The sequence below is a fragment of the Micromonospora echinofusca genome (assembly GCF_900091445.1).
In the GTDB taxonomy this organism is placed as follows: domain Bacteria; phylum Actinomycetota; class Actinomycetes; order Mycobacteriales; family Micromonosporaceae; genus Micromonospora; species Micromonospora echinofusca.
On the sequence record NZ_LT607733.1, the window covers coordinates 2,100,562 to 2,127,221 of the forward strand.

General features: G+C 70.6%; 18 protein-coding genes. 12 read left to right on the forward strand and 6 right to left on the reverse strand.

The features are described 5' to 3' along the window. Positions 1–68: 68 nt before the first annotated feature. Complete coding sequence (locus GA0070610_RS09550; RefSeq protein ID WP_088999687.1) at positions 69–785, reverse strand: hypothetical protein; 717 nt, start codon at positions 783–785, stop codon at positions 69–71. 397 nt (positions 786–1,182) lie between these two features. Here GA0070610_RS09550 and GA0070610_RS09560 point away from each other — a divergent pair, with 397 nt between their 5' ends. Then, complete coding sequence (locus GA0070610_RS09560; RefSeq protein ID WP_088999689.1) at positions 1,183–2,703, forward strand: non-reducing end alpha-L-arabinofuranosidase family hydrolase; 1,521 nt, start codon at positions 1,183–1,185, stop codon at positions 2,701–2,703. A 249-nt stretch (positions 2,704–2,952) separates the two neighbouring features. Here the strand turns inward: GA0070610_RS09560 and GA0070610_RS09565 are convergent, their stop codons facing one another. After that, positions 2,953–4,761 (reverse strand): family 43 glycosylhydrolase, encoded by a 1,809-nt coding sequence (locus GA0070610_RS09565; protein WP_088999690.1) that lies wholly within the window; start codon positions 4,759–4,761, stop codon positions 2,953–2,955. Between the two features lie 133 nt (positions 4,762–4,894). Beyond that, on the reverse strand, positions 4,895–6,412 hold the full coding sequence (locus tag GA0070610_RS09570; protein ID WP_231926173.1) for a glycoside hydrolase family 27 protein: 1,518 nt from the start codon (positions 6,410–6,412) through the stop codon (positions 4,895–4,897). Between the two features lie 839 nt (positions 6,413–7,251). Here GA0070610_RS09570 and araB point away from each other — a divergent pair. From araB to GA0070610_RS09625, 11 genes are all read left to right on the forward strand, one after another. Further along, positions 7,252–8,928 (forward strand): ribulokinase, encoded by a 1,677-nt coding sequence (gene araB / locus GA0070610_RS09575; protein ID WP_088999692.1) that lies wholly within the window; start codon positions 7,252–7,254, stop codon positions 8,926–8,928. Further along, positions 8,925–9,632, forward strand: coding sequence for an L-ribulose-5-phosphate 4-epimerase (locus tag GA0070610_RS09580; RefSeq protein ID WP_088999693.1), 708 nt, complete (start codon positions 8,925–8,927; stop codon positions 9,630–9,632). The genes araB and GA0070610_RS09580 overlap by 4 nt, the downstream gene beginning before the upstream one ends. Before the next feature lie 103 nt (positions 9,633–9,735). Then, positions 9,736–10,728, forward strand: a complete 993-nt coding sequence (locus tag GA0070610_RS09585) for an ABC transporter substrate-binding protein (RefSeq protein WP_088999694.1) — start codon at positions 9,736–9,738, stop codon at positions 10,726–10,728. Between the two features lie 89 nt (positions 10,729–10,817). Next, positions 10,818–12,359: a sugar ABC transporter ATP-binding protein gene (locus GA0070610_RS09590; protein ID WP_088999695.1), complete on the forward strand. Its 1,542-nt coding sequence runs from the start codon at positions 10,818–10,820 to the stop codon at positions 12,357–12,359. Beyond that, positions 12,356–13,426, forward strand: coding sequence for an ABC transporter permease (locus tag GA0070610_RS09595; RefSeq protein WP_088999696.1), 1,071 nt, complete (start codon positions 12,356–12,358; stop codon positions 13,424–13,426). The genes GA0070610_RS09590 and GA0070610_RS09595 overlap by 4 nt, the downstream gene beginning before the upstream one ends. Next, positions 13,423–14,415 (forward strand): galactofuranose ABC transporter, permease protein YjfF, encoded by a 993-nt coding sequence (gene yjfF / locus GA0070610_RS09600; protein ID WP_088999697.1) that lies wholly within the window; start codon positions 13,423–13,425, stop codon positions 14,413–14,415. Before GA0070610_RS09595 ends, yjfF begins: the two co-directional genes overlap by 4 nt. Positions 14,416–14,439: 24 nt before the next feature. After that, positions 14,440–15,942 (forward strand): L-arabinose isomerase, encoded by a 1,503-nt coding sequence (gene araA, locus GA0070610_RS09605; protein ID WP_088999698.1) that lies wholly within the window; start codon positions 14,440–14,442, stop codon positions 15,940–15,942. Between the two features lie 54 nt (positions 15,943–15,996). After that, the gene (locus GA0070610_RS09610; protein ID WP_392567297.1) at positions 15,997–18,078 is read left to right on the forward strand and encodes an RICIN domain-containing protein; all 2,082 of its coding nucleotides are present in this window, start codon (positions 15,997–15,999) and stop codon (positions 18,076–18,078) included. A gap of 442 nt (positions 18,079–18,520) precedes the next feature. Further along, positions 18,521–19,513, forward strand: a complete 993-nt coding sequence (locus GA0070610_RS09615) for a LacI family DNA-binding transcriptional regulator (protein ID WP_172896491.1) — start codon at positions 18,521–18,523, stop codon at positions 19,511–19,513. A gap of 435 nt (positions 19,514–19,948) precedes the next feature. Next, positions 19,949–21,001, forward strand: coding sequence for a S1 family peptidase (locus tag GA0070610_RS09620; protein ID WP_088999700.1), 1,053 nt, complete (start codon positions 19,949–19,951; stop codon positions 20,999–21,001). A gap of 167 nt (positions 21,002–21,168) precedes the next feature. Continuing rightward, positions 21,169–22,062 (forward strand): SGNH/GDSL hydrolase family protein, encoded by an 894-nt coding sequence (locus GA0070610_RS09625; RefSeq protein WP_088999701.1) that lies wholly within the window; start codon positions 21,169–21,171, stop codon positions 22,060–22,062. A 115-nt stretch (positions 22,063–22,177) separates the two neighbouring features. Here the strand turns inward: GA0070610_RS09625 and GA0070610_RS09630 are convergent, their stop codons facing one another. The 3 genes from GA0070610_RS09630 to GA0070610_RS09640 all read right to left on the reverse strand — a co-directional run bounded on the left by GA0070610_RS09630 (position 22,178) and on the right by GA0070610_RS09640 (position 26,660). Next, the gene (locus GA0070610_RS09630) at positions 22,178–23,005 is read right to left on the reverse strand and encodes an SDR family oxidoreductase (protein WP_088999702.1); all 828 of its coding nucleotides are present in this window, start codon (positions 23,003–23,005) and stop codon (positions 22,178–22,180) included. Between the two features lie 143 nt (positions 23,006–23,148). Continuing rightward, entirely contained in the window at positions 23,149–24,951 is a 1,803-nt protein-coding gene (locus GA0070610_RS09635) for an ABC transporter ATP-binding protein (RefSeq protein ID WP_088999703.1), read from the reverse strand. Beyond that, positions 24,948–26,660, reverse strand: coding sequence for an ABC transporter ATP-binding protein (locus GA0070610_RS09640; RefSeq protein ID WP_088999704.1), 1,713 nt, complete (start codon positions 26,658–26,660; stop codon positions 24,948–24,950). Before GA0070610_RS09640 ends, GA0070610_RS09635 begins: the two co-directional genes overlap by 4 nt.

Sequence of the window (26,660 nt, forward strand, 5' to 3'; positions counted from 1 at the left end):
CCGCCATGCGGGGGATTGGTATTCAGCACCCGCGCTCTCCTCGGCCCTCGCTCGCCCCGGCGGTGTCCTCAGGCCAGCAGGCCCTCACGCATCCGTGCGCCCAGGTTGATCGCACCTACCGCCCGGGGGCCGGTCGGGTCGTACACGTCGTAGGTGTTGTTGCGGCGCATCAGCTCCCGGACGGCAGGCGGCAGCCGGGGCGGGTCGTCCATGGCCGCGAGGACCTGCGCGGTGCTCGAGATCAGGCGATCGGCCAGGGTGGCGGCGTCGGTGTCCAGCCGCACGCGGCCGTACTCCCAGCCGGCCGTGGTCAGGTCGAGCACCTCGAACATGCGGGTCACCAGCGGGTCCGGGTCGGTCACCCGGTCGAGCCGGGACGCCTGGCTGCCGAGCACCGCGACGGCGGCGGCCACCTGCGCGTACGGATGAAAGCCGCACGGCAACGCGGACAGCGGCCATCGCAGGGCCTGGCCGGCTTCCTTCCACAGCGGCCGGTAGTTGCGGCGGTTCACCAGGAGCCGCCGGCCGGTGCGTCGGTGCACCTCGTGGGCCTGGGCCTGTAGGTCCGCGTGGGCCTCGTCGGCGACCTGGCTCACGATCCGGGCCGCCACCACCAGGCCGTCGTCGTCGCCCAGCATCGCGGTGACCGCCTGGGCCTGCTCGCGGAACGGAATTCGCGTGTGGGCGCCGTACCGGTGCTGGACGTCCCGCAGCAGCGCCTGCTGCCGGCCCGCGTCGAGTTGGACCCGCCCGCCACCGCCCAGTAACCCCCGGAGCCACCGCATTTCGCCTCGTTTCAGCAGAGCCGTCCCGGACCGCGGCAATGCTAGTGCGTCAGACCTTTCCCGTACGGATCGGGTGGCTTGATCGCCACGGCGCCCATGCAGCAGCACACGTGCGGGAATGCCGCCGTCGCAGTGGTGTTTCGGGTGCCGTGGCGCGTCACCGGCTGGCGGCCTGGCGACGTTACGGCTTGACGAACGGCATGTTATCGCTCACAGTCGATGGCTAGGGGCGGCGGCGGTGTGGTTCACCGGGCGGCCACGCTCGTCCGCCTCGGGCCAGGCTTCCACCAGGGTGTGCACGGAACGTGTTAGCGCTAACTCCTGTGCGCCCGGCGCGCCGCCACGCGTCGCGGTGCGCCCGTCCTCGTACGCCATTTCCCTGTGTTTGAGGAGGATCATGTCTGCCTTTCGTCAGACTCCATCGATCGCGCCGCCGTCGCGGCGGCGCGGGTGGCTGCTGCGGTTCGTCGCCGCTGGCGTGGCCCTGTTGGTCGGCGGTGCCGCCGCGGCGGTGGTGTCGTCGACGCCCGCCGCCGCGGCGACGGTCGACACGAGCGCGTGGTACGTGTTGATCAACCGCAACAGCGGCAAGGCCCTGGACGTCTACAACCTGTCCACGAATGACGGCGCGCGCATCGTGCAGTGGGCGCGCAACGACGGCAACCAGCAGCAGTGGCAGTTCGTGGACTCCGGCGGTGGCTACTACCGGTTGCGGTCGCGGTTGTCCGGCAAGGTGCTGGACGTCTACAACTTCTCGACCGCCAACGGCGGCAGCATCGTGCAGTGGGCCGACAACAACACGGTCAACCAGCAGTTCCGGTTGGCCGACTCCGCCGGGGGCTACGTCCGCCTGGTCAACCGGAACAGCAACAAGGTGGTAGAGGTGCAGGGCGCCTCGACCGCCGACGGTGGCAGCGTCGTGCAGTACGACGACTGGAACGGCAACAACCAGCAGTGGCAGCTCGTCCGCGTCGACGGCGGAGGAAACCCCACCACGCCGCCGCCTGGTACGTGTGCTCTGCCGTCGTCGTACCGGTGGTCGTCGTCGGGTGCGTTGGCGCAGCCGCGGGCGGGATGGGTGTCGCTGAAGGACTTCACCCACGCCCCCTACAACGGCCGGCACCTCGTCTACGCCACCACTCACGACACCGGCACCAGGTGGGGCTCGATGAACTTCGGCCTCTTCACGAACTGGTCCGACATGGGCTCGGCCAGCCAGAACCCGATGCCGTTCGCCGCCGTCGCGCCGTCACTGTTCTACTTCGCCCCGAGAAACATCTGGGTCCTGGCCTACCAGTGGGGTGGACCCGCCTTCTCCTACCGCACGTCGAGCGACCCCACCAACGTCAACAGCTGGTCGTCGCCGCAGACGCTGTTCTCCGGCAGCATCTCCGACTCCGGCACCGGTCCCATCGACCAGGCGGTCATCGGTGACAGCACGAACATGTACCTGTTCTTCGCCGGCGACAACGGCAGGATCTACCGCGCCAGCATGCCCATCGGCAACTTCCCCGGCAGTTTCGGCTCCACCTCGACGGTGATCATGAGCGACACCACGAACAACCTGTTCGAAGGCGTCCAGGTCTACAAGCTCCAGGGCCAGAACCGGTACCTCATGCTCGTCGAGGCGATCGGCGCGCAGGGCCGCTACTTCCGCTCCTTCACCGCCACCAGCCTGAGCGGTACGTGGACACCGCAGGCGGCCACCGAGAGCAACCCCTTCGCCGGCAAGACCAACAGCGGCGCCACCTGGACCAACGACATCAGCCACGGCGAGTTGATCCGCAGCAACGCCGACCAGACCATGACCATCGACCCCTGCAACCTCCAACTGCTCTACCAAGGCCGATCCCCCAACTCCGGCGGCGACTACGGCCTGCTGCCCTACCGGCCGGGCATCCTGACCCACCAACGCTGACGACGTGACACCGGTTCCGCTCGGCTGTTCCTGACGTTCGCGGGCGCCGGCGAGTGCCGACGGTCAGCGTCAGGGTGCGGGACCAGGATCGGAAAGTCGCCCGGGGCGGGCTCGGCGTGACGCCGAGCCCGCCCCGGGCCACGCGGAGGGTACGTGGTGCAGGAACCGATCGGTTCGTTGTCGGACGCCCGGGAGAGGGCTGTGCGGTGACGATCGAGCGTCACCGCACAGCCCTCTCCCGAGGTCGACTCAGGCGCGGGACCACTGCATGCTCGCGGCGGAGCTGCACGTCCGCTGTTCCAGGACGGCGCCGGGAGCGGTGGATCCGGCGACCACGCCCAGGCACTTGTTGCTGTTGGCGTTGACCAGGTGGTGGTAGCCATCACCGGTGGATCGCCAGCTGAACACCTGGTTGAGGCCGTCGTGGCAGGTGTACTGGACGATCCGGGCCCCGTCGGCCGTGGAGAAGTTCAGCACGTCGACGCACTTGCCGCTGTGGACGCTCTGCAGGCGTACGTTGCCGCTGCCGGCATCGAGGAACCGCCACTGTTGCCAGCTCTGTCCGTTGCTCGTCCACTGACCGATCACGGCCAGGTCGTCGAGGTTCGGCTGCTGGACGTCGACGACCTGGCCACTGTTGCGGTTGGTGACCCGGTACGACGGGGCGGCCGTCCCGCTGCCGAACTGCCACCAGTTGACGTTGAACAGGTTTCCGGTGCCTCCGGCGAATCGCAGATACAGGTCGCGGGTGCCGGTGGCCCCGCTGACCGCGCAGGTGGAGGTGGTCCACGTCTGCCAGCCGCCGGTACCGCCGACGGCACACGTGCCGGCGAGCGGACCGGTGACGCTGTCGAGTCGTACCTCGATCCGACCGCCGGCCGCCGCGGAGGCCACCCGGGCGCTGAAGGAGCTCGTGCCGGTGCCGAAGGCGACGCCCTTGACCTTGATGTAGTCGCCGTTGGCGAGGTAACCCACGTTCATGCCACCCTCGCTGGACGGCTCGGTCTCGATGCCGGAACCCCAGGCGATCGTCTCGGCCTCCTGCCGTGTGTACGGGTTCAGCGTGCCGACCTGTGGGACGCCGGCGGTGGTCATGTTCATCGTGGGGATGGTGCCGTCGGGGTTGTAGGCGAACTTCTCCACCGCCACGGAGCGGGTGAATCCGCCGCCGCCGGGCAGCGCCCCGTTGTGGTAGAAGAAGTACGACCCCCCGTTGAAGTCGACGAAGCCGGGGTGATTGGTGAAGCTGGCACCCTGCCGCGGCATGATCGTGCCCCGGTACGTCCACGGTCCGGTCGGGCCGGGTGCCGTCGAGTAGCCGATGAACTCGGAGCAGCACTCCGCCGCGAACACGTTGTAGTAGAGCCCGTTGCGCTTGAAGACCCACGGGCCTTCCTCGTAGAGCGTCGGGCGGCTCGGGTTGCCGGTCCGGGTGCCGAACCCGGCGGTGGTGAGCGGGATCCGGGTCGGGCTGCCGGAGAACGAGATCATGTCGGGATTGAGCCGCACGAACCACAGGTTCGGGTTACCCCAGTACAGATACGCCTGCCCGTCGTCGTCGACGAAGGCGTGCGGGTCGATCTCACCGTTGCCGACGAGCGGGCGGCCGAGCGCATCCCGGAACGGCCCGGTGGGGCTGTCGGCGACCCCGACCCCGATCACCATTCCTCCACCGCGCTGCCGCACCGGGACGTACCAGTAGAACTTCCCGTTTCGCGGGACGACGTGGCCTGCCCAGGCGTCCGCGTCCGCCCAGGCGAAGGTGCCGAGGTTCATCGGGACGCCGTGGTCGGTCCAGTTGACCATGTCGGCCGACGAGAAGACCCGCCACTCGCGCATGGTGAAGTACGTCGAGCCGTCCTCGTCGTGCCCGGTGTAGACGTAGACGCGTCCGTCGTGCACCATCGGTGCCGGGTCGGCGGTGTAGATGTGCTGGACGATCGGGTTGTCGGCCTGCGCCGTGGCAGGCGGTAGGGCGATGGCGCAGATCAGGCCGGCGAGTACGGCGATGGCGTGCCGAGTTCTCGTCCTGATCCGGCGTGCACGTGTCAGCTTCATGGTTCACTCCCAAGGGTGTCGGGCGGTCCAGCGTCGGCGCAACCGCTGACCGGTACGGCCCGCGTCCGCGGGCGGCGGCCGGGTGGGGGGAGGGCGCGTCCACCCGGCCGCGGACCATGGTCGGCGCCACCGGTCACACCCGGCTCCATCGCTGGTTGGGGTTGCCGTGGCAGGACCAGAGGATGACCGTGGTGCCGTTCGCGGTGCCACCGTTGTTGACGTCCAGGCACAGCGACGGGAAGCGGACGTTGCTCACCGTGCCGTTGCTGTGGAAGGCCCACTGCTGGTTCGTACCGCCGTTGCAGTCCCAGATATGCACCCGGGTGCCGTTGGCGGCGGTCGTCGGGACGTCCAGGCACTTGCCGAGGATCCGCAGCGTCTGGCCGTTCTGGGTGATCTGCTGGTTGGGACCGGCGTGGCAGTCCCAGATCAGCGTCCCGGTGCCGTTGGCGGTGTTCGAGTTGTCGACGTCGAGGCATCGCCCGGCGGAATCGCTGCGTAGCCGGAACGTGGCGGGGGGAGGCGGGTTGGTGGTGCCGCCGCCGCTGACCCGGTACACCACCGTGCCGTGGGCGGGGACGCTCGCGGAGATGGCGCCGGTGGTCGTGGAGGTGGCGTTGGTCCACGCGTCCCGCAGGGTGAACGAGGTGCCGGTCTTGCCGATCGCCGCCGCCGTGGTGGAGATCGTCGTGGCGGAGCCGCCCTGGTTGAACAGGGCGACCGCGACGTCACCGTTGGCCAGCCGCTTGGCCAGGACCCGCCGGGTGCCGTCGTGGGACACCTGGACCGCCTGCAGGCCGAGACCGTCCTGGTTGATGGCGACCAGGTTCTGGTTCTTGAGAATGGTCAGCGTCGCCGCGCTGGCCGAGCGCAGGTCGTTGCCCATCATGAGCGGCGCCGCCATGATCGACCACAGTGCGAAGTGGCTGCGCATCTCGGTGTCGGTCATGCCGCCGTTGCCGATCTCCAGCATGTCCGGGTCGTTGAACCCGCCCGGTGCGGCGTACCCGGCGAGCGGCACGTTGACGTCGACGATGTTCTGGATGCCCATCGGGTAGCCGTTGGTCTGGCCGGTGTTCCACGCGTTGGTGATGTCCTCGGTGGTGCGCCAGAGGTTCGCCACGTCGCTCCAGTTGCGCTGCGGCCCGGTCTTCTCGTGGATGCTGTTCGGGTTGATGCTGTAGACGATCGGTCGGCCGGTGGCGGCCAGGGCGTCCCGCATGATGCCGAACCTGGCGACCTGGTCGTTGATGGTCCCGGTGGGGGAGCACCAGTCGTACTTCAGGTAGTCCACGCCCCAGGCGGCGAACTGTCGGGCGTCCTGGTATTCGTGCCCGAGGCTGCCGGTCGAGCCGGGGAAGGCGTCGAAGTACTGCGCACAGGTCTGGTCCAGTGGTGCCTGGTAGATGCCGAACAGCAGGCCGCGCGAGTGCAGGTAGTCGCCGAGCGCCTTCATGCCGCTCGGGAATCGCTGCGGATGCGCCTGGAGGTTGCCCTGCGCGTCCCGGTCCGGGTTGAACCAGCAGTCGTCGACGACGACGTACCTGTACCCGAGGTCCCGCAGCCCGTTGGCGACGATCGAGTCGGCCATCTGGCGGATGAGTGTCTCGTCGATGTTGCAGCCGAACGTGTTCCAGGTGTTCCAACCCATCGGCGGCGTCCGGGCGACGCCGTTGTTCAGCGCCTGTGCGGGAGGGGGCGCGACGACCCCGTCCGCGACGGTCGTCGCGAGGGCCACCGCCAGGACGCCCAGGGCGGCGGTCAGCCATTGTCTCGGTCTGCGCACGTGTTCCTCCTCGGTCTGAGCGGTAAGTGGCGTCGGTGTCGGGCGCCGACGCCGGGTGACGGCGAACGAGGGCGTCACCGGGCGTGGTCGGGGGATGCTCGCCCGGCCCTGTCGGCGGGCATCGATGGCGCACCTCGGGTCGGTTCGTTCAGCCGCGGCCGACCGCGTGCGGATCACGTCGTCGCCGTCCGTCGTCGCGACCCCGGTCGGCTCCAGCCCCGTGGCTGCCCGGATGTGTCGCGATGATGCGCGAAATGTTATCGCTGACATCCACCGATGTAAATTGCTGTGTCGGTGTCGATCGGTCCGCGCGGAGGCTGGCGCCAGTCCGGATCCGCCGCGATGGACCAGACGTGCTGCTCAATGCATGTGCGAAGGTGGTCGTCCCCGGAGTGGAGGCTGTCTCCCGGCCGCTGTCGCTGCGAGCGGGCGAATGCAAAGGGGGCCGAGAGTTGTCGCTAACAATGCGCTGCCGGCGAGTCGGAGGCGGATGGTGGGCGATCCGCCCTCCGGTGCACCCGCCCGACGGGCGTCGGCACCCTGTCCGGCCGCCGCGCGCAGGCGGACGGTGACTGTGCGTGAAGTTCCTGGTTCCGGGTGCGCGCTCCCGCCCGTCCTTCCGTTACGGAGCTGTTGCCGGATGGTGTCTTGACGATGTTCGATGTGAGCGTTAACACTAGGCCGGTCATTGATCGGAGGTGGGCATGAGCAGTGTGGACGGTAGGGGCGATCGGTACGTGGTCGGAGTCGACTACGGCACGCTCTCCGGGCGGGCCCTCGTGGTGCGGGTCCGCGATGGTGCCGAGGTCGGGACCGCGGTGCACGAGTACCGGCACGGCGTGATCGAAGCCGCGCTCCCCGACGGCGGCCCGGCACTGCCCCCCGACTGGGCCCTTCAGGACCCGCAGGACTACCGCGACGTCCTGCGGCACGCCGTCCCCGCGGCGATGGCCGACGCCGGGGTGGATCCGTCGCAGGTGATCGGCATCGGCACCGACTTCACCGCCTGCACGGTGCTGCCGACGCTCGCCGACGGCACGCCGCTGTGCGAGATACCGGCGCTGCGCCACCGCCCGCACGCCTGGGTGAAGCTGTGGAAGCACCACGCGGCCCAACCGCAGGCCGACCGCATCAACGCGCTGGCCCACGAGCGCGACGAGCCGTGGCTCGGTCGCTACGGCGGCAAGATCTCCGCCGAGTGGCAGTTCGCCAAGGGCCTGCAGATCCTCGCGGAGGACCCGGAGATCTACCACCGCGCCGAGCGCTTCGTCGAGGCCGCCGACTGGATCGTGTGGCAGTTGTGCGACGAGGAGACCCGCAACGTCTGCACCGCCGGATACAAGGGCATCCGACAGGACGGCCGATACCCGTCGACCGACTACCTGAGCGCGCTCGACCCGGACTTCGCCGACTTCGTGACCAAGCTGGACGGCCCGCTGCTGCCGCTCGGCGAGCGCGCCGGCACCCTCAGCGCCCGCGCCGCCGCCTGGACGGGACTGCCGGCGGGCATCGCGGTCGCCGCCGGCAACGTCGACGCGCACGTCACCGTGGCCGCCGCGCGGGCCCTGGCGCCCGGCCGACTGGTGGCCATCATGGGCACCTCCACCTGCCACGTGGTCAACGGCACCCGGCTCGCCGAGGTACCCGGGATGTGCGGTGTCGTCGACGGCGGCATCAGCGCGGGCGCGTGGGGCTACGAGGCCGGGCAGAGCGGGGTCGGGGACATCTTCGGCTGGTTCGTCAGGCACGCCGCGCCGGCCGGAGTCGCGTCGCACGAGCGTCTCACCGAGCTGGCCGCCGGCCAACCGGTCGGGGCCCACGGCCTCGTCGCGCTCGACTGGTGGAACGGCAACCGGTCGCTGCTGGTCAACCACGACCTCAGCGGGATGATCGTCGGGCTGACGCTGGCCACCCGGCCGCAGGACGTCTACCGGGCGCTGCTGGAGTCCACGGCGTTCGGCACCCGGCTGGTCATCGAGGCATTCGTCGAGGCCGGGATACCGGTGCACGACCTGGTCGTCGCCGGCGGTCTCACCTCGAACCGGCTGCTCATGCAGATCTACGCCGACGTCACCAACCGCCCGCTGGGCATCATCGGCTCCGCCCAGGGGCCGGCGCTCGGCTCGGCGATCCACGCGGCGGTCGCCGCCGGGGCGTACCCGGACGTCCACCGCGCCTCCGAGGCGATGGGCCGGGTCGACGAGGGCGTGTACCAGCCGGACCCGGACAACGTGCGGGCGTACGAAGCCCTGTACGCCGAGTACCGGGCCCTGCACGACCACTTCGGTCGCGGCGGCGACGACGTCATGCTCCGCCTGCGGGCGATGCGGAACGCCGCCGCGCACGCGCCGAGGGCGACGGCCCTGGAGGTGGCCGGGTGAACACCGACACGGCACGGCAGGTGCGGGCCCTGCGGGAGACGGTGGCCCGCCTGCACGGCGAGCTGACCCGGTACGCGCTCGTGGCCTGGACCGCCGGCAACGTCTCGGCTCGGGTCCCGGGCCAGGACCTCATGGTGATCAAGCCCAGCGGGGTGGACTACGACGCCCTGACGGCGGACACCATGGTCGTCTGCGACCTGCACGGCACCGTGGTCGACGGGGACGCGGCGCCGTCCAGCGACACGGCCGCGCACGCCTACGTCTACCGGGCCATGCCCGAGGTCGGCGGCGTCGTGCACACCCACAGCAGCTACGCCACCGCCTGGGCGGCCCGGGGTGAGGCCATCCCGTGCTGGTTGACCGCGCAGGCCGACGAGTTCGGCGGGGAGATCCCGGTGGGACCGTTCGCGCTGATCGGTGGGGACGACATCGGCAAGGGGATCGTCAGCACCCTGTCCGGGCACCGCTCGCCCGCGGTGCTCATGCGCAACCACGGGGTCTTCACCATCGGCAGGGACGCCCGCGCGGCGGTCAAGGCCGCGGTGATGTGCGAGGACGTCGCCCGCACCGCGCACCTGGCAAGGGCACTCGGGCAGCCGCTGCCGATGGCGCAGGCCGACATCAGCTCGCTTCACGACCGCTACCAGAACGTCTACGGCCAACGCTCCACCGGCGGGTCACCGGGAGTGCCTCGACGCTCCTGACCGGCCCATCCGTCGGGCACGGCCCCTCCCGCACCAACCCCGTCACGACCCGGGACACGCGCCCCAGGTCACGGGTCCGGATCACCCATCCCGAGGAGAACCGATGAGAACCAGGAGAACGGCACGCACCATCGTCGCCGTCGTCGCCGCCGTGCTGCTCACGGGCAGCGTGGCGGCCTGCGGCAACAGCGACACCGGCGACGGCTCCGCCGCCGACGGCACGATCACGCTGGGCTTCTCGCAGGTCGGCGCGGAGAGCGGCTGGCGGACGGCGAACACCACCTCGATCAAGGAAGCCGCTGCGGCGGCGGGCATCGAGCTCAAGTTCGACGACGCGCAGCAGAAGCAGGAGAACCAGATCAAGGCGATCCGCAACTTCATCCAGCAGAAGGTGGACGTCATCGCCTTCTCGCCGGTGGTGGAGTCCGGCTGGGACACCGTGCTCAAGGAGGCCAAGGACGCCGGCATCCCGGTGATCCTGACCGACCGCTCCGTCGACTCGGCCGACAAGTCCCTCTACAAGAGCTTCCTCGGGTCGGACTTCGTCAAGGAGGGCCGCCTCGCCGGCGAGTGGCTGGTGGAGCAGACCAAGGGCGCCAGTGGCCCGGTGAACATCGTCGAGCTTCAGGGAACGACCGGATCGGCGCCGGCCAACGACCGCAAGGAGGGCTTCGCCAAGGCGATCGCTGCCAACCCGAACCTGAAGATCGTCGCCTCGCAGTCGGGCGACTTCAAGCGGGCCGACGGCAAGCAGGTCATGGAGCAGTTCCTCAAGGCCAACCCGAAGATCGACGTGCTCTTCGCGCACAACGACGACATGGGCCTGGGCGCGCTGGAGGCGATCACCGCAGCCGGCAAGGTGCCCGGCAAGGACATCACCATCATCACCATCGACGCGGTGAAGGACGGCATGCAGGCCCTCGCGGACGGCAAGTTCAACTTCATCGCCGAGTGCAGCCCGCTGCTCGGCCCCCAGCTGATGGACCTGGCGAAGAAGGTCCACGCCGGCGAGGAGGTGCCCGCCCGGATCGAGACCGAGGAGACCACCTTCACCCAGGAGCAGGCCAAGGAGGCGCTGCCCAACCGCAAGTACTGACCGACGCCGGGGCCGCCGCCCGGCGGCGGCGACCCCGGCTCGTCGCTGGCCCTTCTCGTACCGCCACTCTCCAGAAGAGGTCCGATCAGATGACGGGTAGCCGTCCGGTCCTGACCATGACCGGGATCAGTAAGACCTTCCCCGGGGTACGCGCGCTCCACGACGTCGACTTCCGGCTGTTCCCGGGCGAGGTCCACGCCCTGATGGGCGAGAACGGTGCCGGCAAGTCGACCCTGATCAAGGTGTTGACCGGCGTGCACGCCATCGACGAGGGCACCGTCGTGCTCGACGGTGAGCGGGTCAGCTTCAGCGGCCCGATGCAGGCGTCGGCCTGCGGCGTGAGCACCGTCTACCAGGAGGTCAACCTCTGCGCCAACCTGTCCGTGGCGGAGAACATCTTCATCGGCCGCGAGCCTCGCCGGTTCGGCGCGATCCGCTGGGGCGAGATGCGCAGGCGGGCGCGGGAACTGCTGGCCCGGCTGGACCTCGACGTGGACGTCGGCTCGCCGCTCGGCACGTACTCGCTGGCGGTGCAGCAGATGGTCGCCATCGCCCGGGCGATCGACGTAAGGGCCCGGGTGCTGATCCTGGACGAGCCGACGTCCAGCCTGGACGCGGGCGAGGTTGCCCAACTGTTCCGGATCATGCGGCAACTGCGCGACGAGGGCATCGCCATCCTGTTCGTGACGCACTTCCTCGACCAGGTCTACGACATCGCCGACCGCATCACCGTGCTGCGCAACGGCGCTCTGGTGGGGGAGTACCGGACCGGGGAACTGCCCCAGCTGAGCCTCGTCGAGAAGATGATCGGCAAGGAGCTCGACGTCCTGGAACGCCTCGACGAGCAGCAGCAGCGGACCACCGCCGTCCGGCGCGACGCGGCTCCGCTGGTGGACGCGTCGGCGCTGGGTCGCACCGGCGCGGTCGCGCCCTTCAGCCTGCGGATCCACGCCGGTGAGGTGGTCGGGCTCGCCGGCCTGCTCGGCTCCGGCCGTACCGAGGTGGCGCGTCTGCTGTTCGGTGCCGACCGCGCCGACCACGGCACGGTCCTCATCGACGGCGGCGGGACGCAGGTGCGCCACCCCGGCCAGGCCATCGCCCGCGGCGTCGGGTTCTGCTCGGAGAACCGCCGCGCGGAGGGCGTCATCCCCGAGCTGTCGGTGCGGGAGAACATGATCCTCGCGATGCAGGCGGCCCGTGGTTGGCTGCGGCCGATTCCTCGCCGCCGGCAGGACGAGCTGGTCGACAGGTACGTCCGGGCGCTCAGCATCCGGCCGGCGAACCCGGACCTGCCGGTGCGCAACCTCTCCGGCGGCAACCAGCAGAAGGTGCTCCTGGCCCGCTGGCTCATCACCGAGCCACGTCTGCTGATCCTCGACGAGCCCACCCGTGGCATCGACATCGGCGCGAAGACCGAGATCCAGAGACTGGTGGTCCAGCTCTCCGACGACGGCATGGCGGTGCTGTTCATCTCCGCCGAGCTGGAGGAGGTGCTGCGGCTGAGCCACCGGGTGGCCGTGATGCGTGACCGGACGATGGTCGCCCAGCTCGACAACGACGACACCCTCGACGCCGACCGCGTCATGCGGACCATCGCCCGTGCCACCAGCGGCGGGGAGGCGGTCCGGTGAACGCCGTCGCCGACCGCCTCCGTCCGCTGACCGGCCACCGCCTGTTCTGGCCGGTGCTCGTGCTGGTGGTGATGCTCCTGGCCAACGCGGTCAACCGGCCCGGCTTCCTCGCCATCGAGGTCAAGAACGGGCACCTGTACGGCTCCCTCGTCGACATTCTCCGGCTGAGCGCACCGCTGATGCTGGTCGCGCTGGGCATGACCCTCGTCATCGCCACCGGCGGCATCGACCTGTCCGTCGGTTCGCTCTGTGCCATCGCAGGCGCCATCGCCTGCCTTCACATCAGCACGGCGCCCGATCAGAACAGCCCGTCGACCGTCCTCACGGCGGTCGCGCTGGCCTTCGGCGCCGCGCTCGTGCTCGGCGCCTGGAACGGGGTGCTGGTCGCCGTCATCGGCATCCAGCCCATCATCGCCACGCTGATCCTCATGGTGGCCGGGCGAGGCCTGGCACAGCTGATCACCGAGGGCCAGATCATCACGATCAACTCCGGCCCGTACCGGGCGATCGGGCTCGGCCACTTCCTGACCCTGCCGCTGGCCATCTTCACCGCACTCGCGGCGGCCCTGCTCATCGCCGCCCTCACCCGCCGCACCGCGCTCGGCCTGATCATCGAGTCCGTCGGTGGCAACGCCGAGGCGAGCCGGCTGGCCGGCATCCGCTCCGGGCGCGTCACCTTTCTCGTGTACGTGGTCAGCGCCGCCTGCGCCGCGATCGCCGGTTTCATGATGACGGCGAACGTGTCCAGCGCCGACGGCAACGCCGCCGGTCTCTGGGTGGAACTCGACGCGATCCTCGCGGTGGTCATCGGGGGCACCTCACTGGCCGGCGGCCGGTTCTCCCTCGGCGGCACCGTCCTCGGCGCGTTGATCATCCAGACCCTCACCACCTCGGTCTACGCCCTGAACATCTCGCCGCAGACGGCCCTGCTGTTCAAGGCGGTCGTCGTCATCGCCGTCTGCCTCATCCAGTCGCCGGCGTTCCGGGCCAGGTTCCGCCGCCGACGGGGCGCACCCACACCCGGGCCCGCGGCGGCGCGGCGGGAGAAGGAGCAGGTGCCGGCATGAGCAGTACGTCGCTGACCACCGGCCGCACCTGGCGGCCCGGGGTGCCCCGGCGGCACGTACCGGTCCTGGCCACGCTCGCCCTGCTGCTGGTCATGTACGGCGTCGGCGTGTCCCAGTACCGCGCGTTCTCCAACGTCCAGGTCGTCTTCAACGTCTTCATCGACAACGGGTTCCTGCTGGTCGTCGCGGTCGGCATGACCTTCGTGATCCTCACCGGCGGCATCGACCTGTCGGTCGGCTCCGTGGTCGCGATGACCGCGATGGTGTCGGCGTCGCTGCTGCGGGTCGGGCTGCCCGCGGGCCTGGTGCTGGTCATCGCGCTGCTGATCGGCCCGACCCTCGGGTTCCTGATGGGCTGCGCCATCCACTTCTTCGAGATCCAACCGTTCATCGCCACCCTCGCCGGGATGTTCTTCGCCCGGGGCATGTGCACGTTCATCAGCGACGCGTCGATCCCCATCACCGACGGCTTCTGGACGGCCGTGTCACAGGAGCGCATCGGGGATCCCAGGGGGAACTTCGTGTCGATCAGCGTGCTGATCGCGTTCGCGGTGGTGCTCGTGGCCGCCTACGTGCTCACGTACACCCGCTTCGGCCGCAACGTGTACGCGATCGGCGGCAACCCGCAGTCGGCGTTGCTGATGGGCCTGCCGGTGGGGCGTACCCGCATCGCCGTCTACACGGTGAGCGGGTTGTGCTCGGCCGTGGGCGGCATCCTGCTGTCGTTCTACACGCTCTCCGGGGCACCGCTGATCGCCGTCGGTATGGAACTGGACGTGATCGCGGCCGTCGTCATCGGCGGCACCGTCCTCACCGGCGGGTCCGGCTACGTGTTCGGCACGGTGCTCGGCGTGCTGGTGCTCGGCGTGATCCAGACTCTGATCACCTTCGACGGGAGCCTCAACTCCTGGTGGACGAGGATCGTGATCGGTGGCCTGCTCTTCGCCTTCATCCTCCTCCAGCGCCTCATCGGCATCCGCCTCAAGTGACCGCCCCTCTCGGAAGGCAATTGCATGGCATCGCACCCCGAACCCGAGGTCTGGTTCCTCACCGGCAGTCAGGGCCTGTACGGCGAGGACACCCTCCGGCAGGTCGCCGACCAGTCCCGGCAGATTGCCGCGCAGCTCGACGACGCACCGGGGATCCCCGTACGGGTGGTCTGGAAGCCGATCCTGACCTCCAGCACCGACATCCTCGACGCGTGTCGGGACGCCGCCGTGCAGGGCGCGGTCGGGGTGATCGCCTGGATGCACACCTTCTCGCCGGCCAAGATGTGGATCGCCGGTCTGGACGCCCTGCGCACGCCGCTGCTGCACCTGCACACCCAGGCCAACGTCATGCTGCCCTGGGACGAGATCGACATGGACTTCATGAACCTGAACCAGGCCGCGCACGGCGACCGTGAGTTCGGCTTCATCCAGACCCGTCTCGGCGTCGCTCGCAAGACCGTCGCCGGGCACGTCAGCGACCCCCGGGTGACCGCCCGGATCGGGGCCTGGGCGCGGGCCGCGCTCGGGTACTCGGCGATGCGTTCGCTGCGGCTGGCGCGCTTCGGGGACAACATGCGCGACGTGGCGGTTACCGAGGGCGACAAGGTCGAGGCGGAGCTGCGCTTCGGCGTCTCGGTCAACACCTACGGGGTGAACGACCTCGTCGCGGTCGTCGACCAGGTGGCCGACGCGCGCATCGACGACCTGGTCAAGGAGTACGACGACACCTTCCGCGTCGATCCGCAGCTACGGCCGGGCGGGGCGCGACACGACTCCCTGCGCTACGCCGCGCGGCTGGAACTGGGCCTGCGCGCGTTCCTGGACGAGGGCGGTTTCCGGGCGTTCACCACGAACTTCGAGGACCTGGGCGGCCTGCGCCAGCTCCCGGGCATCGCCGTGCAGCGACTCATGGCCGACGGCTACGGCTTCGGCGGGGAGGGCGACTGGAAGACCTCGGTGCTGGTGCACTCGCTCAAGTCGATGGCGGTCGGGGTGCGGGGCGGGACGTCCTTCATGGAGGACTACACCTACGACCTGACGCCCGGCGACGAGCTGGTGCTCGGCGCCCACATGCTCGAGGTGTGCCCGTCGATCGCCGGTGACACCCCGAAGGTCGAGATCCATCCGTTGAGCATCGGCGGACGCGAGGATCCCGTCCGGTTGGTGTTCGACGCCGCGCCCGGTCCGGCGGTGGTGCTCGGCCTCGCGGACATGGGGGAGCGCTTCCGTCTGGTGGCCAACGAGGTCGACGTGGTGGCGCCGCCGCGTCCGCTACGCCGGCTGCCGGTCGCGCGGGCCGTGTGGCGGCCCCGCCCGCACCTGGCCGGCTCGGCGGAGGCCTGGATCACCGCCGGCGCCCCGCACCACACCGTGCTGTCCCAGGCGGTGGGCGTGGAGGAGCTGTACGACCTGGCCGAGATGACACGCACCGAGCTGGTCGTCATCGACGGGCACACCGACCCACGCCGCTTCGCCGACGAGATCCGGTGGAACCAGGCCTACTACCGGCTCGCCCGGGGGTTCTGACCCGCGCGCCCCGACGGATCCGTTCCCTGTCAACGCTCTCGAAGGAGGATCATGGTGGCCATCGATGGACCCCCGCGGGCTGTGCCCCGACGACGTGGTTGGCTGACGCGTGTCTCCGCCGCGGTGGTGGCGGTGCTCGTGGCGGGCGGGCTCGTCGCGGTGTCCCCGGCCCCGGCGTCGGCGGCGACGGTCGACACGAACGCGTGGTACGTGTTGGTGAACCGCAACAGCGGCAAGGCCCTCGACGTGTACGACCGGGCGACGACCGACGGGGCGCGCATCGCGCAGTGGTCGCGTAACGACGGCAACTGGCAGCAGTGGCAGTTCGTGGATTCCGGTGGCGGTTTCTACCGGCTGAGGTCGCGGCATTCGGGCAAGGTGCTCGACGTGTACAACTTCTCCACGGCCAACGGTGCGGCCGTGGTGCAGTGGGCGGACCACAACGGCACGAACCAGCAGTTCCGGCTGGCGGATTCGGCCGGCGGCTTCGTGCGGTTGGTGAACCGCAACTCGAACCGGGCCGTGGAGGTGCAGAACGCCTCCACGGCCGACGGCGGCAACGTCGTGCAGTACGACGACTTCAACGGCACCCACCAGCAGTGGCAGTTGATCCGCGTGGGCGACGCCGGCACCCCCGGCGGCACCTTCACCAACCCGGTCGTCTGGCAGGACTTCGCCGACGTCGACATCATCCGGGTCGGCGACGTCTACTACATGTCCGCGTCCACCATGCACTACTCCCCGGGCGCACCGGTGCTGCGCTCGTGGGACCTGGTGAACTGGGAGTTCGCCGGGCACTCGGTGCCCCGGTTGGACTTCGGCACGAAGTACGACATGGCAGGCGGCACCCACGGCTACGTCGACGGCATCTGGGCCTCCACGCTGAACTACCGGCCGAGCAACCGGACCTTCTACTGGGCCGGCTGCATCGACTTCGCCCAGACGCACATCTACACCGCGTCCGCGGTCGACGCCACGTGGAACCGCCATGCCACCATCCCCCACTGCTACTACGACGCGGGGATGCTGATCGACGACAACGACACCATGTACGTCGCGTACGGCAACGGCACGATCAGCGTCGCCCAGCTGTCCGCCGACGGGCGTACCCAGGTGCGGGCCCAGCAGGTCTACCAGACGCCGTCGAGCATCGGCACGTTGGAGGGGGCACGCTTCTACAAGCGCAACGGCGCCTACTACATCTGGCTCACCCGCCCGGCCAACGGTCAGTACGTGCTCAAGTCGACCAACGGTCCGTTCGGCCCGTACGAGCAGCGACAGGTGCTGCTCGACATGCCCGGTCCGATCGCCGGCGGCGGGGTGCCCCACCAGGGCGGGCTGGTGCAGACCCAGACCGGCGCCTGGTACTACATGGCGTTCACCGACGCGTACCCGGGTGGGCGGATGCCGACGTTGGCGCCCATCACCTGGACCAGCGACGGCTGGCCCCGGGTGCAGGCGGTCAACGGCGCCTGGGGGAGCACCTATCCCCATCCGCTGCCACCGCGCCCGGTCAAGCCGCTCACCGGCACCGACACCTTCCCGGGCACCAGCCTCGGCGTCCAGTACGAGTGGAACCACAACCCGGACGACAACCGGTGGTCGGTGAATGACGGGCTGCGCCTACAGACCGCGTCGGTGACCAACGACCTCTACCGGGCCCGCAACACGCTGACCCACCGGATCCAGGGGCCGACCTCGACCGGAACCATCGAGCTGGACTACTCCACCATGCGCGACGGCGACCGGGCCGGGCTGGCGATGCTGCGCGACACGTCGGCGTGGATCGGGATCAAGCGGGACAATGGCGCCACCCGCGTGGTCATGACCAATGGCCTGACCATGGGCAGCGACAACTGGAACACGACGGGTACCGGCACCGAGATCGCCAGCGCGCCGGTCTCCGGCGGGCGGATCTGGTTGCGCGCCAACGCCGACATCCGACCCGGCTCGGGGCGGCAGGCGAGGTTCTCGTACAGCACCGACGGGGTCACCTTCGTCGCGCTGGGCAACGCGCTGACCCTCAACAACGCCTGGCAGTTCTTCATGGGATACCGGTTCGGCATCTTCAACCACGCCACCCAGTCCCTGGGCGGCGCGGTGACGGTGCGTCGGTTCACCCTCAGCACACCGTGATGCCGGTCGCCTTCCCTGGACGTGCGGCAGCCTGAGGACGGTGCGGCGGACGGGCCGGGGCGGGACGCGGAGCATGGTCGCGAACCGCTCCGGCCCCGGGCCGCGCGCCGCCAGGAATCCCTGCTCCGAGGGGGCCACGCGATCCCTCGGGCAGCGGGCACGGATGTTGTCGCAGGACCCGTAGGGGCGATGGACGCAGACGCACCCCACCGATTCGTCGGGGTCCGGCGACGCCGTGCCGGACCGGACGGCTCAGCCGCACTCTGGGCGACGGGACGGCTGGCGTAGACTGTCGACGTTCCAACCTCGGTCACCCGGCACACGTCGCCGTGGCGGATGGGAGGGCGGATTCAGCACCACGAAGGCCGCTCCCGTCGACGTCGGCGTGCGCGATCGCCGACGGGCGGGCGGGGGAGGTGAGGTGGCCGTGCGGAGTCCCGCGATGACGGATGTGGCTCGCCTCGCCGGCGTCTCCCACCAGACGGTGTCCCGGGTCCTCAACGGGCACCCCAACGTGCGCGAGCAGACCCGGCTTCGCGTCCAGGCGGCCATCGCCGAGCTGGGCTACCGACCCAACCGGGCCGCGCGGGCGCTGGTGACCGGCCGGTCCCAGGTCATCGGCGTGGTCGCGCAGAACACCACCCTCTACGGTCCGGCCTCGCTGCTGGCCGCCCTGGAGCAGGCGGCCGCCGAGGCGGGGTTCGCGGTCAGCGTCGGCAGCGTGAGCGACCTGGACCACCAGTCCATCTCCGCGGCGGTGGAGCGGCACCTCGCGCACCGGGTCGCCGGCATCGTCGTGATCGCGCCGGTGGAATCGGCCGGGGAGGCCCTCGAACGGCTTCCTCAGGACGTGCCCCTGGTCACCGTCGACGGTGACCCGCGCCGACCGATCCCGCTGGTGACCGTCGACCAGGTCGCCGGCGCCCGGGCCGCCACGCAGCACCTCCTCGACGCGGGGCACCGGACGGTCTGGCACGTCTCCGGCCCACCGGACTGGTTCGACAGCGCGGGGCGCATCGAAGGATGGCGGGAGGCCCTGCAACTGGCCGGCGCCGAGGTGCCGCCGCTGGTCCCGGCGGACTGGTCCGCGGCGGCCGGCTACCGGTGCGGTCAGATGCTCGCCCGGATGCCGGAGGTCACGGCGGTCTTCACCGCCAACGACCACCTGGCGCTGGGTGTGCTGCGGGCGTTGCACGAACACGGCCGGCGGGTGCCCGACGACATCAGCGTGGTCGGCTTCGACGACGTGCCGGAGGCGGCGTACTTCATCCCGCCGCTGACCACCGTGCGGCCCGACTTCGCCGCCGTCGCCCGGGCGAGCCTGGACATGTTGCTCGCCCAGATCGCGTCCCCGGACCTCGCCGGCCCGTTGCGGCAGACGGTCGCACCGAGCCTGGTCGCCCGCGCCAGCGTCGCGGCCCCGCCGCGCCGGTAGCCACCCCACCGCGCGCGGGCGTGGTGCGACGGGCCGAGGCGTACGCCTTCGCGGCCCGCGGGCACGCCAACCACCGGTCGCGGCAGGCCGCGTCCTGGCCGCCGGAGCGCCTCTCGGCGGCGTCGACTTTTCGGCGCGCGGCTGTGTCCCGGCATGCGGTCGTGGTGGGCGAGCGGGCTCGTTTGATGGGTCGCCGGCCGGGCCGACTGACCTGCTGATTCTCGGCCGAATACTCCCTAATCGCCGCAGGCGCCACTGGTCGGGCTGTCCGGACCCAAGGTATGAGAAGGGGCCGAGTCCGACCAACCATCACTCTTGCAATGAATATGAGATCTATGAATACTTCGACGCCTCCGGTCGGTGAGCCTCACCAGCCGATCGGGTGCCCGGGGCTACCTGAAAGGCAGCCCGTGCTCAGCTCCATGGAGGTACCACATGCGACTCTCCGGGTCTCCGCTGCGCCGCGCCACCGCACTGTCGGTGGCCGGTGCGCTGGTCGTCGGCGTGTTGACCAGCAGCCCCGCTCAGGCAGCACCCGCCGCGCCCGCCTCGCCCGATCGAGCGACCGCGCTCGCCGCCGCCCTCGGCGACCGTTCCGGCGGGGCGTACGCCGGGGCCGACGGCGCCATGGTCGTCACCGTGACCGACGACGCCGCTGCCCGTAAGGTCCGCGCGGCCGGCGCCACCCCGAAGCTCGTCACCCGCGGAGCCGACGACCTCGCCCGGGCCACCGCCGCGCTGGACAGCGCCGCGCGGGTGCCGGGCACCGCATGGTGGACCGACCCGGCGACCAACCAGGTCGTGGTCTCCGTCGACAGCACGGTGACCGGCGCGAAGCTCGAACGCGTCGAGGCCGTCGCCGAGCGGCTCGACGGCACCGTCCGTATCCAGCGGGAGTCCGGCACGCTCAGCACCCGGGCCGCCGGCGGTGCGGCCATCTACGCCGAGGGCGGGGGCCGGTGCTCGCTGGGCTTCAACGTCCGCAGCGGCGACACCCACTACTTCCTCACCGCCGGGCACTGCACCGACATCACCGCCAACTGGTACGCCGACTCCGGGCAGAGCAGCCTGCTCGGCACCGGCGGCACCGGCAGCTTCCCCGGTGACGACTACGGCATCGTGCGGCACACCGACCCGGCCGCCGCCGACGGCAGCGTCACCCTGTACGACGGCACCACCCGCGACATCACCGGCGCGGCCGACGCCTTCGTCGGGCAGTCGGTGCAGCGCTCCGGCAGCACCACCGGCCTGCACGGCGGCGCCGTCGAGGCGACCGACGCCACGGTGAACTACGCCGAGGGCAGCGTCAGCGGCCTGATCCGCACCACGGTCTGCGCCGAGCCGGGCGACAGCGGCGGCGCGCTCTTCAGCGGAAGTACCGCCCTGGGCCTGACCTCGGGTGGCAGCGGCAACTGTTCCTCCGGCGGGACCACCTACTTCCAGCCGGTCACCGAGGCGCTGAGCGTCTACGGGGTGGAGATCGTCTGAGGGACGGCACACCAGCGGGGCCGCCGGACACCGGCGGCCCCGCCCCTGTGTCCGCGCCCCGAGCCCCCGACCCGGCCCGGGACGCCGGTAAAGGTCATCGATATTGACGTTCGACGACGGCACGGACAGAATCACGGCACCCACCATGATCCCCTCTGGGAGATGCCATGACCCGTCCCCGCCTGCCGTTGCTCCGGGCGGCCAGCCGGCTCGCCGCGTTCGCCGCGGCCACCGTCGGTGTGCTGCTCGCCTTCGCCGTGCCGGCCAACGCCGCCGCACCCACCGGGCGCTACGTCGCGCTCGGTGACTCGTACACCTCCGCCCCGCTGGTCCCCACCCAGGTGGACCTGAACTGCCTGCGCTCCAACCGCAACTACCCGTCGCTGGTCGCAACCTCCGCCGGCTCGTCGTCGTTCGCCGACGTGAGCTGCTCCGGCGCCACCACCGAGGACATCCTCGTCGGCGGCAGCGGCGCGCTGGGCATCTCGCTGCCGCCGCAGCTCAGCGCCGTCACCTCGAACACGAGCCTGGTCACCGTGCAGATCGGCGGCAACGACATCGGCTTCTCCGGCATCATCAGCGACTGCGCGGAGGCGAGCCTCAAGAGCCCGCTCGGGTCCCCGTGCAAGAACCGGTACACCGCCGGAGGCGTCGACCAGTTGCAGGCCAGGATCGCCGCCACCGCGCCGAAGGTGACCGCCGTGCTGCAGGCGGTCCGCCGGGCCGCCCCGAGCGCGCGGGTCGTGGTGCTCGGGTACCCGGCGATCCTGCCCGACAGCGGCTACGGCTGCTGGCCGGTGGTGCCGATCGCCTACCAGGACGTGCCGTACCTGCGCAGCGTCCAGAAGTCGCTGAACACGATGCTCGCCGCCACCGCGGCCGCGAACGACGCCAGCTACGCCGACGTCTACGCCCCGTCGGTCGGCCACGACACGTGCAAGAGCAGCGGCACCCGGTGGGTCGAGGGGCTGGTCCCGCAGAACGCCGCCGCCCCGTTCCACCCCAACGCCAGGGGCGAGCAGGGCATGGCCAACGCGCTGCTGGCCAAGCTGAACAGCTGACCGACCCGTCGGCCCACGGGGCCGCGCCGCGCTCTGCCCGGTCTCCGGACCGGACAGAGCGCGGCCGCCGCCTCACGCGCAGGGCCCCGCGGACCCGACCGGTTCCGGGCCGGGGTCACGCGACGATGTGATGGCCCGCCTTGACGACCTGGTCGTACTCGCTACGCCGGGCGTCGTAGGCGGCCTCCAGGAAGGTCTCCGAGTCCGGTCCCACCGGCAGCCGTAGCGGCGGCGACTCCATCTGACCGAGCCGCCAGACCACGTCCGCGAAGAGCGCGGGGGAGTTCACCTCGACCTTGGTGTTCATGCCGCGCAGCGCGCCGAGCAGGCCGTCGCTGACGGGCGTGTAGTCCGCGATCCGGTGCTCCGGCATGACCAGGTTGGCGCTGTAGCCGGTGGCGAAGCCGCCCGGCTGAAGGATGGTGACCTTCACCCCGAGGTGCCCGGCCTCGGCGGCCAGCGACTCGGCCGCTCCCTCCATCGCGAACTTGCTCGCCGTGTACGCGGCCAGCCCGGGGAAGGGGACCACACCGGCGACCGAGCTGACGAAGACCGCGTGCCCGCGGCGCTGCGCCCGCCACAGCGGCAGTACGGCCCGGGTGAGCCGCCACGGCCCGAAGACGTTGGTGTCGAACTGCGCGGCGAGTTCCGCGTCGGAGACCTCCTCGAAGGTGCCGAACTGCCCGTAGGCGGCGTTGTTCACCAGGACGTCGACGCCACCGAAGGCGCCCACCGCCCGCTCGACCGCCTCCGCGCACTGCGCCGGATCCCGTACGTCCAGGGCGGCGGCCACCAGGTTGCCCGGATGCCGGGCCACCAGTTCGTCGAGGGTCTCCGGCCGCCGGGCCGTCGCCACCACCTGTTCCCCCTCGGCGGCGAGCCGGGCTGCGAGGGCCCGACCGAGTCCGCTCGAACACCCCGTGATCAACCATCGCTTCGCCATCACTGCCGACCTTCCCCAACCCGAAGGGTCACCCATCGGAAGCAGAGTGTCAGGGGCGTCGACGCGGGTGAAGGGGTACCGACTGTCACCAACCGGATTCGTCGGGTACCCGGCGTACCTCCTGATCCCTGTGTTTGGATCGATCAGCTGCGCCCGTCAGGCGGCGAAGTCGCACGGGACGCAGCCGTCGTAGGGTTCAGCGTCCGTTCGCCCGCGACCAAGGCGGAAAGCCAGCGCTCCTCGGCAAGGAGCTCCGCCGGCGGGCCGTGCGCGACGACCCGGCCGTCCCGAACCACCGCCAACGCGTCCGCATCCAGTGCCCCCGACAGGTCGTGGGTCACGACGATCGTGGTGCGTTCCAGGCGCAGCAGGCGGGTGGCCTGCTGCACGGCTCGGTCGGTCTCGACGTCCAGGCTGCTGGTCGCCTCGTCCCAGATCAGCACCGCCGGGTCTGCCATCCACGCCCGTAGGATCGCGACCACCTGACGCTGACTCGCCGACAGCGCCGCTCCGCGCACGCCCACCTGAGTGCCGAGACCACCGGACGTGGCGGACAGGACCGGCCAGACCCCCAGCTTACGGGCGGCCGCCTCGATGTCGGCGTCGGTGGCCGTGGGATCGCCCCACCGGATGTTGTCCCCGATGGAACCGGTGAAGAGGAACCCCTCCTGCGGCACGTATGCGACCGCCCGGCGCAGGTCTGCGTGGGTCAGCCGGCGCAGGTCCACCCCGTCGAGGGTGATCCGGCCTCGCCGCGGGTCGTAGAAGCGCAGCACCAGCTTCGCCAGCGTCGACTTGCCGGCCCCGCTCGGGCCGACGACGGCCAGGGTGCTGCCGGCCGGCACGGTGAGGCTCACCTCGTGCAGCACATCGGGTCCGGTGACGCCGTCGGCGTCGGGGTAGGCGAAGGTGATGCCGGACAGGACGACCCCTCCGCGCGGCTTCACCAGCCGTACCGGAGACGTCGGGTCGGCCACGGTCGCCGGTGTCGCCATGATGCCGTTGACCCGCTCTGCGCCCGCGGCAGCGGCCTGCACCGTGTCGTACACGGTGGACAACTCGTAGATCGGGCTGAAGAAGCCGCGCAGGTAGAGCAGGAAGGCGGTGAGGGTGCCGATCTCCAGGCCGTCGGTGACGACGGAACGGGCGCCCATGGCCAGGACGGCGACGGTGGCGAGCGTCGAGCAGAGGTCGATGGTGGGGAAGTAGACGCCAGCGCTGCGGACCGTCGCGGCCTTGGCCAGCCGCTCCTCGGCATCCACCGCGGCGAGCCGGGCCAGTGTGGCCCGTTCGTGGCGGAACGCCTGGATGACCGGCACGGCGGTGAGCATCTGCTGCACTTGAACGGTCACCGCCGTCGCGGTCTCCCGCACCTGTCGCCAGGCCACCGCGGACCGGCGGCGGAACCATCTGGTGGCCAACGCCAGCACGGGCACCACGACCAGGCAGGCGAGGGCCAGCCCCGGATCAAGCAGTACGAGGACGACGGCCGTGCCGGCGAAGGTGAGCGTACTGACGAAGAGGGTGACGAATCCCTGGGTCAGCAACCCCGTCATCGCCTCGATGTCGGCGGTGAGGCTAGCCACCAGCCGGCCCGGGCGATTGTGTTCGTGGTACTGCATGGGCAGCCGCTGGAGGTGCGAGAATAGCGCCACCCGGGCGGTGCACAGCATGCCGTGTCCCGCCCGCGCGACCGCGCGGACCTGGGTGCGGGCCGCAAGCACCTCGATGCCAGCCAGCGCGATGCCGGCCATTGCCGCCAAGGACAGCACCCCGGCGTTCCCGGTCAGGATCCCGTCGTCGATGGCGACCTTCACCAGGTACGGGATGGCGAGCGCGGCGGCGGTCTGGACGACGGCCGCCGCGACACCGAGCAGTACCGGCCCTCGGTGCGCCCGCGCCAACGGTCGCAGCAACGCGACCGTGCCCCCTCGCCGAGCGGTCACCGATGACCACCGCCCGCCTCGGTGGCGTCGCGCAGAACGCCAGCATCGGTCAGCGTCACCACGCGGCCGGCTCTGTGTCGCGCGGTGCCGGGTCGTGTCAGGTGCAGCACCGTCACCGTGCCGACCAACTCGCCCAGGCGGTCGTGCACGCGTCGTCCGGTCTCCATGTCGACCTGGGTCAGCGCGTCGTCGAGGACGAGGATCCCAGGTTCCATCAGGAGCGCCCGGGCGAGGGCCAGGCGTTGGCGTTGCCCGCCGGAGAGGAGGTGTCCCTGATCGCCGACCACGGTGTCCAGACCCTCGGGCAGCGAGTGGATCACCTCGTCGGCAGCGGCAAGGCGCAGGGCCCGGTCGAGTTGCGCGTCGGTGGCCATGGACCGGCCGATGAGCAGGTTGTCCCGGACGGTGCCGTGCAACAGGGTGACTTCCTGCGGGACGTAGCCCACCGTGCCGCGCAGGGAGGCGAGCGTGACGTCGGAGACGTCGACGCCGTTGACCAGCAGGCGGCCGGAGTCCGGCGGCCAGAGCCGTACCAGGAGCCCGGCCAGGGCCGACTTGCCGCAACCACCGGGGCCCTCGATCGTCACGTGCTCACCGGCCATTACGTGCAACCGGATCCGGCGCAGGCCCGGCCATGTCCCGCCGGGATGCCGGAAGCAGAGGTCGTCGAGGGTGACGGAAGCCCCGCCGGAAGGTCGGGGGAGGTGGACCGCGTCAGGACGGTCGGTCATCGTCGCGCGTCGGTCCAGCACCTCGAAGACGCGTACGGCGCTAGCGGCGGCCCGCCGGGCGGAGCCGAACAACCCGACCATCGAGGCGACCGGCCAGACCAGCAGCGCCATGTAGGTGCTCAGCGCCACGAGGGTGCCCACAGTCAGCGATCCCCGGATCGTCAGGTAGCCGCCGAACCAGACGATGAGCACCAGCCCGATCTCGGGCAGCCCGATCGTCCAGGGCAGGTAACGGGCCTGGAGAGCGGAGGCGGCCACGTTCTGCTCGCGAACCTCGATCGACCTGCGGGTGAACGCCCGGATTTCCTCGTTCTCCCGGCCGAGCCCCTTGACGACCCGGATGCCCGCCGCGTTCTCCTCGGCGTGCGTGGCCAGCGCGGCCACCCTCTCCTGGAGGGTGGCCGAGACGGCGAACGTCCTGCGGCCGTAGCCCACGGTGACTAGACCGAACAGCGGCAGGACGCAGGTGGCGGCGAGTCCCACCGGCCAGGACAGCAACCAGATCTGGGTCAGGGCGGCGGCAGCGGTCAGCGAGTTGAGGATGATGAACAGAGCGGAGTAGGAAACGAAGGCGCGGATGATCCGCACGTCGGATCCGACGAGGGAGAGCACCCGGCCGCTCTCGACGCGGCTGTGCCAGCCAACGTCGAGCGAGAGCAGGTGGCGGAACAGCCGGGCCCGCAGGTCGGCCTCCAGTCGCAGTCCGACGCCACCGCTGGCCTCCCGACGAACGATGTCGCAGAGCCAACGCAGGGCGGCCAGCCCGAGCAGGAGCCACAGGCCGTCGGTGGTGGCGTCGCTGTCGCGGGGCACCAGTCCGTGATCGATGATGTGCCGGATCACCAGGGGCAGTGCGTTGGTGAGGAGGATGACCAGGACGCCCAACCCGACTGCCGCCGCGGCCGCCCGCCACTGGGGCCGCAGCAGTGCCACTACGCGGAGCAGGCCATCCCGCTCGTTGACGGCGTCGGTCGGCAT